General features: G+C 66.2%; 10 protein-coding genes. 4 read left to right on the top strand and 6 right to left on the bottom strand.

Annotated elements, in window-relative coordinates; genetic code table 11:
• The first annotated feature begins 16 nt into the window (after nucleotides 1-16).
• Complete coding sequence (locus tag FG93_RS18295) at nucleotides 17-808, top strand: amino acid ABC transporter ATP-binding protein (protein WP_043236851.1); 792 nt, start codon at nucleotides 17-19, stop codon at nucleotides 806-808.
• Nucleotides 809-1,040: 232 nt separating this feature from the next.
• Nucleotides 1,041-1,310 (top strand): hypothetical protein, encoded by a 270-nt coding sequence (locus FG93_RS18290; RefSeq protein ID WP_043236849.1) that lies wholly within the window; start codon nucleotides 1,041-1,043, stop codon nucleotides 1,308-1,310.
• A gap of 69 nt (nucleotides 1,311-1,379) precedes the next feature.
• Here the strand turns inward: FG93_RS18290 and FG93_RS18285 are convergent, their stop codons facing one another.
• Together FG93_RS18285 and FG93_RS33230 are read right to left on the bottom strand one after the other, a co-directional pair.
• The gene (locus tag FG93_RS18285; protein WP_043236847.1) at nucleotides 1,380-2,549 is read right to left on the bottom strand and encodes a glycerophosphodiester phosphodiesterase; all 1,170 of its coding nucleotides are present in this window, start codon (nucleotides 2,547-2,549) and stop codon (nucleotides 1,380-1,382) included.
• A gap of 220 nt (nucleotides 2,550-2,769) precedes the next feature.
• On the bottom strand, nucleotides 2,770-2,910 hold the full coding sequence (locus tag FG93_RS33230) for a hypothetical protein (protein WP_162835448.1): 141 nt from the start codon (nucleotides 2,908-2,910) through the stop codon (nucleotides 2,770-2,772).
• 338 nt (nucleotides 2,911-3,248) lie between these two features.
• Here FG93_RS33230 and FG93_RS18280 point away from each other — a divergent pair, with 338 nt between their 5' ends.
• Complete coding sequence (locus FG93_RS18280; protein ID WP_043236846.1) at nucleotides 3,249-4,547, top strand: RsmB/NOP family class I SAM-dependent RNA methyltransferase; 1,299 nt, start codon at nucleotides 3,249-3,251, stop codon at nucleotides 4,545-4,547.
• Nucleotides 4,548-4,597: 50 nt separating this feature from the next.
• A complete protein-coding gene (guaA, locus tag FG93_RS18275; protein WP_043236844.1) occupies nucleotides 4,598-6,160 on the top strand; it encodes a glutamine-hydrolyzing GMP synthase in 1,563 nt (520 codons plus the stop codon).
• A 656-nt stretch (nucleotides 6,161-6,816) separates the two neighbouring features.
• Here guaA and FG93_RS18270 read toward each other — a convergent pair.
• Genes FG93_RS18270 through FG93_RS18255 form a run of 4 tightly spaced genes read right to left on the bottom strand, consistent with a single transcriptional unit; the run spans nucleotide 6,817 to nucleotide 15,069 of the window.
• The gene (locus FG93_RS18270; RefSeq protein WP_043236843.1) at nucleotides 6,817-8,097 is read right to left on the bottom strand and encodes a TIGR02679 family protein; all 1,281 of its coding nucleotides are present in this window, start codon (nucleotides 8,095-8,097) and stop codon (nucleotides 6,817-6,819) included.
• On the bottom strand, nucleotides 8,094-12,269 hold the full coding sequence (locus FG93_RS18265) for a TIGR02680 family protein (RefSeq protein WP_052513909.1): 4,176 nt from the start codon (nucleotides 12,267-12,269) through the stop codon (nucleotides 8,094-8,096). The genes FG93_RS18270 and FG93_RS18265 overlap by 4 nt, the downstream gene beginning before the upstream one ends.
• On the bottom strand, nucleotides 12,266-13,549 hold the full coding sequence (locus tag FG93_RS18260; RefSeq protein ID WP_043236841.1) for a TIGR02678 family protein: 1,284 nt from the start codon (nucleotides 13,547-13,549) through the stop codon (nucleotides 12,266-12,268). Before FG93_RS18260 ends, FG93_RS18265 begins: the two co-directional genes overlap by 4 nt.
• Nucleotides 13,546-15,069 (bottom strand): TIGR02677 family protein, encoded by a 1,524-nt coding sequence (locus FG93_RS18255; RefSeq protein ID WP_043236839.1) that lies wholly within the window; start codon nucleotides 15,067-15,069, stop codon nucleotides 13,546-13,548. Before FG93_RS18255 ends, FG93_RS18260 begins: the two co-directional genes overlap by 4 nt.
• Between the last annotated feature and the right edge of the window lie 12 nt (nucleotides 15,070-15,081).

The following is a 15,081-nucleotide window of genomic DNA, read 5'->3' as shown; positions in this document are numbered from 1 at the left end:
GACCAAGAACATGGCAATGGCAGAGAGCAACATCTCGACGCGTCCGGCGGCGCTGAAGCAGACGTCTTTGAACACGGACACGGCCGTCGAGATGGTCGGGGTCAACAAGTGGTATGGCGAGTTCCATGTGCTGCGCGACATCAACCTGAAGGTGGCGCGCGGCGAGAAGCTGGTGATCTGCGGCCCGTCCGGCTCGGGCAAGTCGACGATGATCCGCTGCATCAACCGGCTCGAGGAGCACCAGAAGGGCCAGATCATCGTCGACGGCACCGAGCTCACCAATGATCTGAAGAAGATCGACGAGATCCGCCGCGATGTCGGCATGGTCTTCCAGCACTTCAACCTGTTCCCGCATCTGACGATCCTGGAGAACCTGACGCTGGCCCCGATCTGGGTGCGCAAGATGCCGAAGAAGGATGCCGAGGAGATCGGCATGCACTATCTCAAACGCGTCAAGATCCCGGAGCAGGCGCTGAAATATCCGGGCCAGCTCTCGGGCGGCCAGCAACAGCGCGTCGCGATCGCGCGCTCGCTCTGCATGAGCCCGAAGATCATGCTGTTCGACGAGCCGACCTCGGCGCTCGACCCCGAGATGGTCAAGGAGGTGCTCGACACCATGGTCTCGCTCGCCGACGAGGGCATGACCATGCTCTGCGTCACCCACGAGATGGGCTTTGCCCGCCAGGTCGCCGACCGCGTCATCTTCATGGATGCCGGCCAGGTCGTCGAGATGAACGAGCCCAACGAGTTCTTCAAGAACCCGCAGCACGAACGCACAAAGCTCTTCCTCAGCCAGATCCTGCACTGAGGCCAGGTGTGACCTGAACCATGCGGCGCGCTGAACCCTCAGTGCGCCGCAACCGCATCAAGTCCAGGGCGAGGAACGAACGTCATCCCCGTAGATTGACGCCGGCGCGGCAATTGTTGCTGAGACCATAGGCGGAGATGCGGCTCCGTATCGTCGTTCTATCCCCCGCGATCAATCCTGGGAACAATTCGAGATGTGCCCCGTTCTTGGCTAGAGAACGGAGGAACGCATCATGAAGTTCATTATTCCGGCCATGACTGCTGTCCTGCTTGCGACAAGCGGTGCCTTTGCCCAGTCGATCAACATTGGTCCTGGCGGCGTCTCCGTTGATCCGCGCTCTCCGCGCGAACGTGCCATCGATCGCGAAATCCGCCGCGAGGACCGCATGCGCGACCGCGCACGCTGGGAGCGCAGCAACTGGCGCGACGATTGTCGCACTGTAACGACAATCGAGGAAACGCCACGCGGCGAGATCAGGCGCACGAGGCGGGTCTGCGATTGATCGCCTCCTGACGAGCAGAGAAAGCCCGCCCCGGCAATCCGGGGCGGGCTTCTGAATCGTTTCGGGCGCCTATTTGGCGTCGCGCGCCTTCACTGCCGCATCGGGGAAGTCCGAGAACAGCCCGTCGATGCCGAGATCGAAGAAGGCCCTGTACTCAGCCGCAGGGTCGCCCTTGAAGTTCGAAGTCAACCGCTTCGGCTCGCTGCGGAATGTCCAGCTGTGGACGAAGAGGCCGGCCGCGTGCGCGTCCTTGACGACATTGGTCGGTGCGATCAGCACGCGATCCTGCTCGTCGATCTTGCCGTCGCCATTGAGGTCCTTCGGCTTGCCGTCCTCGCCGATGGTCTGCTTGCCGGCGAGGATATAGGGCTTCCATGGTCCGACGCCGTCGGCGTAGCTCTTGATCTCCTTCAGCCCATCGGCCGTGACCAGGTCCTTGAATGTGCGCTTGTCGCCGGTGACGACGAAGTCGTAGGGCTTGTCGAAGGGCGCGGCCAGCACGATGCCGCCATCCTTGTCGACGTCATCGGCATCGACGAGCTGGACAAGGCGCAACTGCGTCTTGCCGCGCAGATATTTGAGATTGGCTGTCTCGAAACTCTGGATGATCACGGGCGAGGACTTTTCGGTCCAGCCGGCCGTCTTCAGCTGGTCGAGCAGGCGGTCCTCGAGCGGCAGCCCGATCGCGGCATGAAAGATCGGGTGCTTGGTCTCGGGATAGATGCCGATGGTACGGCCGGTGCGGGTGCTTTCGGCCTTGGCGAGATCGATGATCTCCTGCAGCGTCGGGATCGGGAACTTGCCGTTATGCGACTGGTCGCGATCAGGCATCGCCTGCTTGGCGCGCAGCGTCTTGATCTCGGCCAGGGTGAAATCGCCGGCAAACCAGTCCGTGGTGTCGACTCCGTCGATCTTCTTGACGGTTTTGCGGGCAGCGAACTCCGGTCGTTCTGACACGTCGGTGGTGCCGCTCAGCATCGGCTCGTGCCGCGCGACGAGCACGCCGTCCTTGGTCGCGACAAGGTCGGGCTCGATGAAATCGGCCCCCTGTTCGATCGCCAGCTTGTAGGATTCGAGCGTGTGCTCCGGCCTGTGGCCGCTGGCGCCGCGGTGACCGACAATGAGGGGCTTCTTCCCATCCAGCGTCGGGGCGGGCTGAGCGGAGACGGGTGAAATGGCGACAACGCCGCCACAGGCAAGGGCGGCCAGCATCGTGGCCGAAAGAAGCGTCTGTTTCATCGGATCTGTTCCCTGATCGCGGCAAGAGCGCGCGACCATGATCAGACGATATGACAGCTCCGTGAAGTGGTTTTGTGCCGCGAGGACAACCCTTGGGAGAGGCGCCGGGAGTGCTGCCGGTGCGGTCCGTGTCGTGGCAGATCTTGCAGGACGACGATCAAGGACCCGGCAGAAGCGTCGCTCGGCCACGTCCGAGCGACATCTGGCGCTGGTGACAGGCTCAGCGCTTGTTTTCGAGCGTCGTCTTGGCGTCGAGCCGCTTTTGGGGGGGCGGGGTCAGGTCCGGCGGCGGCGTCGTGGCGCAGGCGGTGAGCGCCAGGGTGAGAAGACCGGCAAGCGTGATTCGGCAGAGGCGCTGCATGGCGTGGTTTCCACTTGATCGGAGCGATCGAGCCCCGTGTGCCGCTGATGGCGACGCTTCGTCAAGCCGGCGGCTTCACACGATAATGCGTCGATTTTCAAGCTGCCTGCGGGAACGGCAACGGGTCCCAATCATGGGATCATTGGGAGGCGGGATCTGTCCCGATGGTGTTTTCGACCGAGCGGCTGGAGCAAAAGAGTGGCCCAAGTGGGACGCAGCCTGTGAGACATGCCTCCGCCTCAAGTACCAAGTCGAGACGTTGTTGCCCCTGCCTCGTCTATATGACACCACAGCGTCGAGATTGTGCCGCAGACGCCGGCACGAAACGGAACGACGCAATGACCCCTGCCGCCCGCATCAGCGCCGCCATCGAGGTGCTGGACGACATCATCCAGCGCCGCCGGCCGGCATCCGACGCTCTGAAGGATTGGGGTCTGTCTCGGCGCTTCGCCGGGTCGAAGGATCGTGCGGCGATTGCCACCCTGGTCTATGACGCGCTCCGTCGCCGCTCCTCCTCGACCTTCGCCATGGGTGAGGAGACGTCGCGCGCGCTGGTCCTCGGCATGCTTGCCGGCCTGCGCGAGCTCCGGATGGAAGAGATCGCCGAACTCTGCTCGGGCGAGAATCACGCGCCTGCGCCATTGACGCGCGAGGAGGCGACACGGCTCATCACCTTCGATCTCGACGACGCCCCGGGCTGGGTCCGTGCCGATGTGCCTGAATGGCTTTGGCCCGCCTTCTCCGCGAATTTTGGCGAGCAGGCTGTGTCGGAAGGTGCTGCACTCGCTGATCGCGCGCCGATCGACATTCGCGTCAACCGCCTTAAGTCGAACCAGGGCAAGGTGTTGGCGGATCTTGCTCATCTTGGAGCGGAAGCCGGGGCATGGTCCCCTGATGCGATTCGCTTCCTGCCAGGACCTGATGGGCGTGGCCCCTCGCTCCAGAGCGAGCCGAGCTTCTTCGAGGGCGCCTTCGAGATCCAGGACGAGGGCTCCCAGCTCGTCTCCCTGCTGGCCGGCGCCAAACCCGGCGAGACCGTGGTCGATCTTTGCGCCGGCGCCGGAGGCAAGACGCTGGCGCTTGCCGCCCAGATGCAGAACCAAGGTCGCCTGTTCGCGACCGATCTCGATAGCCGTCGTCTGGCGCCACTGCATGAGCGGCTGGCGCGCTCGGGGGCCAACATCGTCCAGATCCGCGTGCCCCGCAGCCGCGGCCATGAATCCCTCACTGAAGTTGTCGGCGAGGTCGATCTCGTCCTGGTCGATGCGCCCTGCACCGGCTCCGGCACCTGGCGGCGTAATCCCGATGCAAAATGGCGCGTGCGACCGGGCGCGCTCGCCGAGCGGCTCAAGGATCAGACCGAGGTGCTGGCGCGCGCAGCCCGCCTGGTGAAGCCCGGCGGTCGTATCGCTTACGTCACCTGTTCGGTGCTGCCGGATGAGAATGACGGGGCCGTCTCAGGGTTTCTTCAGCGCCATCCCGGCTTCACCCTCGTGCCGAGCCAGGAGATCCTCTCATCGACGGAAGGCGACTTTGCTTTGCTCTCGCGGTTCGCGACCGGGCTTGGCTTGCAATTGTCGCCGCAGCGCACCGGGACGGACGGGTTCTATCTGGCCTGCGTCAGGCGCGAGGCCTGAGGCGCGCTTGCGCCGTTGCGCCTGCGCGCGTGATGGCGTAACCGGGCGCGATGACGAGCAAGCCCCACGACTCCATTCTCATCATCGACTTCGGCAGCCAGGTCACGCAGCTGATCGCGCGTCGCGTACGCGAGATCGGCGTCTATTGCGAGATCGCGCCGTTCCAGTCGGCCTCCGAGGCCTTCCAGCGGATGAAGCCGAAGGGCGTCATCTTCTCCGGTGGGCCGGCCTCCGTGCCGGATGCCAGCTCACCACGCGCCCCGCAGGAGGTCTTCTCAGCGGGCCTGCCGCTTCTCGGCATCTGCTACGGACAGCAGACCATGGCGCATCAGCTCGGTGGCAAGGTCGAGGGCGGGCATGCCGCCGAGTTCGGCCGTGCCGATGTCGAGATCGTCGCGCCCTCGGCACTGTTCAAGAACGTCTGGAATCAGGGCGGCCGCTTTCCGGTCTGGATGAGCCATGGCGACCGCGTCACGCAGTTGCCGGCTGGCTTTTCGGTCAAGGCGACCTCGGAGAACGCGCCCTATGCGGTGGCGAGCGACGAGGAGCGGCGCTTCTATTCGACCATGTTCCACCCGGAGGTGGTGCATACGCCGGACGGCGCCAAGCTGCTGCGCAACTTCGTCGTCGATATCTGCGGCTGCGTCCCGGATTGGAGCATGTCCGCCTATCGCGCCGAGACGATTGCCAAGATCCGTGCGCAGGTCGGCAAGGGCAGGGTGATCTGCGGGCTTTCCGGCGGCGTCGATTCCGCCGTTGCCGCCGTGCTGATCCACGAGGCCATCGGCGACCAGCTCACCTGCGTCTTCGTCGATCATGGACTGATGCGGATGAACGAGGCGGAAGAGGTCGTGCGCCTGTTCCGCGACAGCTACAACATCCCGCTCGTGCATGTTGAGGCGGAGGAGCTCTTCCTCGCCGAGCTCGCCAAATGCGGCTCCGATCCGGAAGCCAAGCGCAAGACCATCGGCCGCCTCTTCATCGAGGTTTTCGACGAGGAAGCGCGCAGGCTCGGCGGGGCCGATTTCCTGGCGCAGGGCACGCTCTATCCCGACGTGATCGAGAGCGTCTCCTTCTCCGGCGGGCCCTCGGTGACGATCAAGTCGCACCATAATGTCGGCGGATTGCCCGAGCGCATGAAGATGAAGCTCGTCGAGCCGCTGCGCGAGCTGTTCAAGGACGAGGTCCGCGTGCTCGGCCGGGAGCTTGGCCTGCCTGAGGCCTTTGTCGGCCGCCATCCCTTCCCGGGACCCGGCCTCGCCATTCGCTGCCCCGGCGAGATCACCAGGGAAAAGCTCGACATCCTGCGCAAGGCCGACGCGATCTATCTCGAGGAGATCCGCAAGGCCGGTCTCTACGACGTGATCTGGCAGGCCTTTGCCGTGCTGCTGCCGGTGCGCACCGTCGGTGTGATGGGTGACTACCGCACTTACGACCATGTCTGCGCGCTGCGCGCCGTCACCTCGGTGGACGGCATGACGGCCGATTTCTACCCCTACGACATGGCCTTCCTCGGCCGCACTGCGACCCGCATCATCAACGAGGTCAAGGGCATCAACCGGGTCGTCTACGACGTGACGTCGAAGCCGCCTGGTACGATCGAGTGGGAGTGAGGGGGAGGGCGGCAATAGCGCAGGTTCGGCGGGTTTTCGCTGTCTGCTGACGTGCCCAATATTGCCGTCGATCGTCTCCAACGCTCCTTCCAGCGAACCCAACGAAACTGAAACGCGCTCAGCTGTTGATGTAAAGCGCCTTCAGAGCCGCGTACCGCATTAGCGTAAAACGGCGTGCAAATAGGCGGGTTCACTTCGCCTCTCATTCGCCCGATGCCATTTGCGACTTGCGCTGGATTGATGCTGCGGCGCAGTATTTTGGCCTGACCGTCTTCGCGTCGGACAATGGTCGAGCATCAGACCGCCTACGCAGTTTATTCAGCCGACGACTGTAAAGCGTTGACGGTGTGAATAGGCACCCAAGCGTAACCCCACGCTGCTTGCTGCTCAAAACATTCAATTGAGGAATTTCCATCTGAACAGGGGTCGCGATCGATGTCGATCGCGACCCCTCTTAGAATTCTAATATCGCAGCTATGTCAGAGATCATGCCGGCGCTCGCTGGCGACGACGAACGGGAGGAACCCGAGACTGGGTTGTCAAAGGTTCCATGCGTTCGTGTGAATGCACGAGCCTATCAGCTATGTCTGATCCCCAAAGGCAGGTGTCTATATGATGGGCCGCTGAAAATACGTTCTTCTATGAAGAAGGCAGCTTTATCGATCACAGAGATCCTGCAACAACGAAGCGGCAAGGGCCTCCTCGGCGATGGCCACGCGCCGTTCTTGCATGGCGAGCGTCAGCGCCCCGTCCCATGATGCTTCGACCGGGTTCCCCTTGAGGGAATGGGCGGGGTTCGGCGCCGTTTGCACAGCGGCTAGATAGTCGACGGCGCCAAAGCGCCATGGCTCCGCGCCATGTTCGCGCATGACATGGTTGCCGATGCGCACTCCGGGCCAGTCGAAATCGCCGTGATAGCGGAGCCGTGCGCCCGCCTGCGCGAGCTGCGACAGGAGACATCGTTGCGCGGCGGCGGGCATGCCGTCGGTGCAGATCAGCGGCGCGCAGCCGGCGCCCCATCGGTCCACGGCGATAGCGAGCAGGTTGGGATTTTCGCATACGAAAACGGTGCGGCCCGCCGCATCCCATCGCGGCGGCGAACGCAGCAGCAATCGCAGCGATGCATAGGACGGTTCTCCCAAGGGCCGGCAATCGCTTCCGGCTTCGCCTATCGGCAGGTTCAGGAACAAGGCCGGGCGTGCCAGCTCGTTGACCAGAACGCCTGCCCTGGCCCATGTGTCGCGCGCCCGCTCCGCACCGCCGGCCGGCTCCGGATCGGCGTTCTCCCCCGGCTCCGGCAACGTATCGCTATCTTCATCGGCCGCGGGCGCGGCGGCCCGGCGCCAGACGGCCAGCACGAGCGCCGCGACCCCGCGGCCATTGTCGAGCGCGTGGGCATCGCCCAGTACGTCCGCGGCCAGTTGCGAACGCGTGATGCCGTTTGCCGGCAAATGCCGCAGCACCTCTTCTGCACGCCGGCAAAGCTCCCCCGCCATTGCCGGCTCCTGCCGCGCGAGCCGCTTGAGCAGGCCGATGCCCGCCGGCGTCCCGAGCAGGCCAGCCAGGCCAGGGTGGCCGCACCCGTCGATGACGCCCGACCATAGCGTTTGCAGCCGCAGACGCGCCCCCGCGAGGTGAGGGATGGGACCGTCGAGCTTCTCTAGGGCCTCGCGCAGGGAAGGGGCGAGCCCGGCGCGCCGCAGGTCGGCATCGACGCGGTGGACGTCGATCTGCAATGACTTGGAGCGGCGCTGCGGGCGGCCGAGCAGCGAGGCCAGCGCTTCGTGTTCCTCCGCGCTGAGTTCGCCGACGCGAATGTATTCGACGGCCTCGTCGAGCGGCGCGCGCTCGAAACGCTGGCGCAGCCGCTTGCGCAGCGAAGCGAGATGCTTGCCGCCGAGCAGGCGTTGAAGCCGCGGGTCGACCTGCTCGTTCATGCCGGCGCAAATCTGCGATCGGGATCGGCCTCGGGTTTCTTCTCTCGTCCGTCCCAAGTCCATCGCGACACGAACACGGCATCGATTCCTTCGCGCCGCTGCAATTGGCAGATGGCGACGCCCGGCAGTTCAGCGTAGCAGGCCCACTCGCGCTCGCTGGTGATGACGAAGTCCAGGTCGAACTCGCGGATCAGCCCCATGCAGTGCGCGCGCGCCGTGTCGTCGATGCCGGCAAAGGCTTCGTCGAGCAGCATCAGCCGCGGCGCCAGGGCATGGCTGCCCTGATTGTAGAAGCTGGCGACCGCGGCGAACAGCGGCACTGTCAGGCCGAGTGCCCGCTCGCCGCTCGAGGCGGGGCCGGAAAGCTTGCGCCAATGCCCCTCCTGCCAGCGTTCGACGCGAAAACGGTGCCAATGACGATAGTCCAGGGCGCGCGCGAGTTGGTCGAGCAGGGTGCCGCTGTCCTTTCCGCTGCTGGAATCGGCACGCTCCCGCTCGGCCGAGATGCGCTGCTGCAGCATCGCTCCGACGACGCGCCGGTCTTCCGCCGACCAGAGGTCCGAGCTGGTGTTGAGCAGGCGCTTGCGCGCCACGTCGAGGCCCACCGGCGCGCCTTCCTCCTCGGACAGCGGCTGCCATTGCAGCCGATAGCGCACGCCGGTCGAGGTGGGACGCTTGTGCAGCTCCCTGTTGATGGCGTCGACCTGCCGTTCGGCGGCTTGCAGCAGACGCTGGATTTCAGCAGCGATCTCGGCCTGCAGATGGTTCTCCAGAACGGTCCGCTCGCTGGCGGTCAGCAATTCGCTGCGCTGGCTGATCTCTTCGGCGAGTCGGTCAGCGAGGCGGTCCGGCCGTTCGCGCCGGTTCTGGTAGATGATGTCCACGCTGAACCCCCAATCGCTTGGGTCGGCCTGGGCCTGGTGGCCCAGCGCGCCGAGCGCGCGCTGCAACTCGGTCAGTGCCTCGGCGATCTGGCGCTGCACGCGCGCCCACGCCTCGTCGTCGTCCTTGAGGTTCGACAGTTCCTGTTCCGCCCGCCTGGCCAATGTCAGAGCCGGATCGATCGTCCACTGGGCCGCCATGTCCGGCAGTTCGACTCGCGGCAGCGCGGCCGAAAGCAGGCCGGTGCCGGCAAACTGCTGCAATTTGGAGATCGCCTGGGCGCGCGCCTCGCCGCGCCCGTGCAAGACGCTGGTCGCGGTCTCGGCCTGTTGGTTCGCGACCGCCCGCATCTCGCCCGCCTTGCGCAGGGCGTCACCGGCGAGCTTCAGCGCGCCCTCTCCGGCTTCGACCGTGACGCGGGCTTGGGTGAGCTGCCGCTGCAATTCTTCGACCTTGGCGCCGACCATGTCGCGCAGCACTTCGAGCCGGGCAAGGGCCTCTTCCGCTTCGACACGGGCCGCCGCGGACTCCTGCTCGTGCTGCTGAAGATCGCTCCGCGCTTCGTTCTCCCGGGCAAGTTGCCGCTGCCATTCGGGCAGCGCCAGACGCAACCCGTGGGCGGCTTGCTCGAGCCGGACCTGCGTGTCGCGATACTGATCCAGTTCCGTTTCGACGGCGGGCAGTGCCTCGGGCGATCCGGGCAGGCGCAGGTCGGCGGCGTCCGTTGCGAGCTGTTCGCGCACGGCCTTGAGCGCCTGTTCGGCCTCGCGGCACCGCATATCCGCTTCGGCCAGCCTTTCACTGGCCAGACGAGCGGCGCGGGCGCTGGCAACGGCGGCCAGGTGAGCGCCACGCAGCATCTCGTCGGCGGGCGCCCGACGCCACTCTTCGTCGGACTGCTCGCGATCCAGCGCGAGCTGCTTGGTCATGCCCTGCACGGCAGCCAATTCGTCGGAAAGCTGCGCCAGGCGCTCGGCAATCTCGGCCAACCGCCGCGTGCGGGCCGCGGCACGGGCCGCGTGTCCGATATAGACCGCCGCCGGCTTGGCCCAGCCGCCGAAAAGGGCGCCGAGACGATATCGGCCGTCGGCGGCGATCCAGGCTTCGGTGTCGATTGGGTCGTCATCCGCGCAGGCGATGCCGGACAGCACGCGCTCGACGATGACGGCCGGCACGGTACAGCCGGCCGGCACCGTGACTTCCATAAAGTCGGCAAGCGATGGAGAAGACTTTCGCCGTTCCAGGACCTGTGTGTCGTATAGCGGCGCCCCATCGTCGCCGGCCTGAAGGCGGCCGTCCGGCGAAATCCACGCATCGAGCAGCCCCGCGGCTTCGAGCGCAGCCTCAAGGCCGGCGCGCTGCGGGGCAGCCACCGCGTCGCGAAAATCCACCACTTGCCAGAATGGCGCGCCCTCACGTGCATCCCGGACGGAAGCGTCGCGCGTGTAGGGCAGGGGCGGCACCATGTCGTCGCCGGCTTCCAGGCGCTGGCGTTCGTCTTCGAGCGCCCCGCTTTCCCCCTCCAGCGCCTGCCGTTGGCTGTCGAGCGCCGCACGACGTTGCGTCAACGTGAAGCTGGCCGCTTCATGTGCCGATTGCAGCAGGTGCCGGGCGGGATTGTCGCCTTGCAGCGTCGCCGCCCATTCCGCCAGCGCCGTCAAGGCTGCGAACTTGGCATCAGCATCGACTTGCAGTTGCTTCAGGCCGATGACGTGGCGATCCCAGCTTTCCGCCAGATCCCGGCCTTGACGCTCGACTTCGGCATCGGCCTGCGTACGACGTTCGGCAGCCTCTTCGGCTTCGACCTGCCGCTCGTCCTGGGTTTCGCGCCGGCGCATATAGTCCGCCTCGGCTCGCGCGACTTCGCCGTGGCGGCGACGCAATAAGGCGATCTGCTCACGCCGGCCGGCGACGAGGTTGCGAAGCTCGGCGCAGGCTCTGTCGAAAGCAGGCTGCATCAGCTCGACCAGCGCGGAAGTCTCGAATGCGGCGAGCGGGCTTGCGGTGTGCTGGCCGGCGATGCCTGCCGCGTCGGCGTGAACGGCACTTTGCCGGCGCAGCTCGGCCAAGGCGCGTTCCACCTGCTCTGCGCGTCGGGCGGTGTGCCCGGTTTCCTCGGTGCTGAGTCCCAGCCGCCGGCCTGCCTGCTCGACCGCCGCCGCGGCTTTCTGCGTCGCTTGCCGGCGCGCAGCCATCTCCCTCTCGGCGTTTTCGAGGCGGTTGGCGTCCTGCATCGTCGGATCGGAGCGCAAGGCGTCAAGCCGCGCTCGCCCGCGCGCCAACACGATTTCCGATTCGTCATGAGCCGTCTGGGCGAGCGCTTCCCGCGCTTGCGCTTCGTCGAACCGGGCCTGGGCTTCGCCGCGTGCCCGGCTGGCATTGTCGAACTCCGTCTGGGCCTGGCGCAGCAGGCGTGCCTGCCGGCGGGTCTGCGTGCCGGCATAGACGCGATAACGCTCCTCGAAGCGGCCGACGGCCTTGGCCAGCGCCTGATACTCTTCGAGCTGTCGGCGGTCTTCCTCGAGCTGTCCGAGCGCCTCGGCGACGTCCCCGAGCAGTTCGGGCGCCAGCGGCGGCAGGGCCTCGGTCAGCGCGTTCGACAGCGCAGTTTCATCGGGTTTCCTGGAAAGCTGCGGCTGGCGAAGCTGGATCAGCGTGTCCATCAGCGCGTCGTAGCGCTTGGCGCCCAGATGGAACAGGCGCTCGTCGACCGCGCGGCGATAGCTGGCGGCGGTGTCGAACACCTGGCCACGGCCTTCGAGCGCATCGCGCAGGCGCTCCCTGGTCAGCACGATCCGGTGCTCGCTCGTCAGCCACAGATCCTGGTTGATGCGCGGCGCGCCGTCGGCGTCTTCCAGCAGGAAGAACCAACTGTCGACCTGTGGGCGTGCGGCCGCTGCCGAGAGGCCGACGCCGAGCGAGAGATAATGCGGCGTGCCGTCTTCCGCGACGCGGCCGAACTCGATCCACGCATAGCCGTTGCGCCGGTCCTGGCTGTTCATCAGCAGATTCCAAGCCATCCTCTTGCCGGCGTCTCCGTCGGGCTCGATGCGTGAGGATTTGAGCTGAGCGTCAAGCAGGAACGGCAGCGTCAGCGACAGCACCTTGGACTTGCCGGTGCCGTTGTTGCCGCGCAGCAGCAGATGGCCGTCGCGGAACCAGAATTCCTCGCTGTCATAGTGATAGAGCTCCACCAGACCCAGCCGCAGAGGCTGCCAGCGCTGCCGCGTCGGTGTCGGTAGCGCGGGCTTTTCCAGTGGCGAAGCGAGCGGGTTAAAGCGGTCGTTCATGTCGGGCCGAACAGAGAGTCGATGGCCTGGGCGGGCGCATTGCGGGTTTCGCGAAGTTCGGCCTCGCCCATCGCAAAGCGGGCGAGGGCCGGCAGCGGGTGCACCACGCCGGCTTTTCGCACCGCCAGTTGCAGCTTTTCCAGCCGATCGATAGCGATTGCCGCGAGCTCGCGTTCGGCGCCGGGCTCGCGCGCCGATTTGCGCCAGTAGCGCCCGTACTGGCCTTTGACCTCGTGCAGGAAGTCGGCAATGTCGTGCTCCCGCATGACGTGAGCCTGCGCCGTGCCGGCGCCATCCTTTCGCCGCTGCCTTTGGCCAGCGGCCAGATGCTCGGCGACGAGCAGCGTCACATGGGCATCGGTGCCTTCGGCTGGCATCGCCACATCGGTCAGCAGGCCGCCTTCGTCGACGAGTGCCAAACCTTCCGCGCGCTGTTCCGCCACCAGGCCGGCGGCATCGCACAGGCGGGCGGCCATCGTTCCGCGCTGGTTGAAGAAATAGGCGCTGGCTTCCGCATCCAGCGTTTCGACATAGACGACCGGGTCGTCGAGAAGTCGGCGCGCGAGTTGGTGGCGCAGCGCCGTGCGACGGCCTTCCTCGCTGTCCGCAACATGTTCGTCGACCATGGCGTGCAGCCGCGCTTCGAGCGTCACGGGCGCTTCTTCCGGTATCCAGGTGGACGGACCACGCACCGCCGCCAGCATGCCGGCGAGCATGCGGCGCTGCACGTCGTACAGCGCGTCGGCCTGATCGCCTCCCGCCTGCACGAATGTCTCTTCGTCGCCGGCGACGCGGTGCAGCACCCCGAGGCCCAGCAATGTGCGGCACACCGACACGAGTTCGCGACGCTCGTGTTGCGCCTCGAGCGTGAAGGTGAAGTCGAGCGCCGGCTCGGCGGCGAGTTCCAGCAGCCTCTCGCCCAGCAGCCGTAGGGTGATCTGCGGGTCGGCGCGTTCGAGCACCGCGCAGGCGAGGCAAAGCAGCACGTAGCGGCGACGGTCGTAGCCGGGAAGGCCGCGCATGGCGTCGCTCAGGTTTCCCGGACGCTTGTAGAGGCGCGCGCCTTCGCGCTCGACCTGCAATATCCAGCCGGCCTCGCGCGAAAACCATTCGCGCAACGCTTCGGCCTGGCGGCGCACGGCGGCGAAATCGTCATCTGCGGGGCTCATCAAAGGCGTCATCAGCAGCGCGCGCACGCAGGCGCGAAATTCCTCGCGCTGGAAGCGCTGCTGCTGCAGGCCGATGTTCCGGCCGTCGCTTAACCTGTTTGCCGCTTTCATCGGCCGTGCAGAGGCGTGATGGTGATCAGATGGTCACGCCCGGCAAAGACGCCGTACGGCGTTTCGATCCTGGCGTGGCTGTCGCGGGCGAGCGGCCGCAGGTGAATGTGCAGCAGGCCGTCGCCCGTCTGCCGTTCCACCGGGGCCTCCGGCCCGGCCTGTTCGCTCAGCGCTTCTCCGAGCAGGCCCAGGAACAGGCCGAAGGTATGCGTGTCGAGTTCGCCCAGATCCGAAAGCCGCGCCGGGCGGCTGGTGGCGAGACGCTTGCGCGCCGCTTCGACCTGAAGTGATTCCTCCGCGAGCTGGAGTGCCAGGAACGCGCGCTCTTCGGCGCGGTCTCGCACGCGCGGCAGCGGTCCGCGCGGGGCCGCTTCGCCGTACTCGCGCAGACGCGGGTGAATCTTGAGCGGCGCCGCGTCGGCCCAGGAGGTGTTGGCCGGCAGCTCGGCGTCCGCGTTGGCGTTGAGCGAGAAATGCCGTGCCGGATTGAGAGCGAAGGCAGCCCGCGCAAGCCGGTGTGCCTCGCCGTTGTCTGCGCAGGCGGCAAACCAGCCGGCGAGCAAGCGGAAGTCGGCGGAGCGATCGCTGCGGCCGCTGCGCCGCTCGTTGAGCGCGGCGATCGCCGCCAGGAGCTGCGGGATGGCGGACCGTGCCCGCGCCCGCAACAGTTCGGCTTGCGGCGGCTCGTGGCCAGTGCTGAGGAACCAGCCGCGCAGACCCTTCCAGCGCTCTCGCCAGGCGTCCAGGTAGCCTTTCCACGACTCGGCCTGATCCTGCGCGCCACCGGGGGCCGCGTCGCGCGATTCGCGCTCGGCCACCTGCCCAAGCAGCGCGTCGATGTTCGGTTCCAAAGCCAGAATGAGGCGGGCGATCGTATCGGAACGGCGCACCAGATCGCCCATGAAGCGTTCGAGATAGTCGATCAGCCGCTTCTTGTAGTTCGCGACTGCGCCCGCTTCGGCCTGCTGCAACTCGATGCTGCGCGCGACCCCGGCCATGAAGGCCTGCGCGTTCTCGGCCAGGCCTTCGAAGACGCGCACAAGGTCCCGCAGCGTTTCGTGGATCTTGGCCACGTCAGGGGCGGCAGCACCAGCCAGTGCCTGAAGGGCCTGCAACCGGCTCGCTATGTCTTCAAGCGCGACCGTTTGCAGTTCGGCGCGGCGTTGCAGGGTCTGCACGAACATCGCCAACGCCGATTCCACCGCCTCGCCTCCCTGTGATAGCCGATAGAGAAAGCGTGCGCGGTAGAAGTCGCTGAGGCTGGAGACCCGTGCGGTGTCGGGGTGCGATTCGAGATTACCCCATTCCGCAAGCTGGCCGAGCGCCACATTGACTTCCTCGATGCGTGGCGGCCCGTCCGGCCATTGGGCTTCGGCAAGCACTTCATCCGGCCTCAACTGCAGACGATATTGCCGCTTTGCCGCCGCGAAGACGTTCATGATGCAGCGGTAGAATGCGGCCTTCTCGGCGCTCACGTGACGAAATAGATCCGCCGGGTCTTCCGGAATGTGCTTAGGCAATCGCTGCCTCCC

This window comes from Allobosea sp. LC85, assembly GCF_000735605.1.
Classification (GTDB): domain Bacteria; phylum Pseudomonadota; class Alphaproteobacteria; order Rhizobiales; family Beijerinckiaceae; genus Allobosea.
This window is presented reverse-complemented; position numbering and strand designations above follow the sequence as displayed.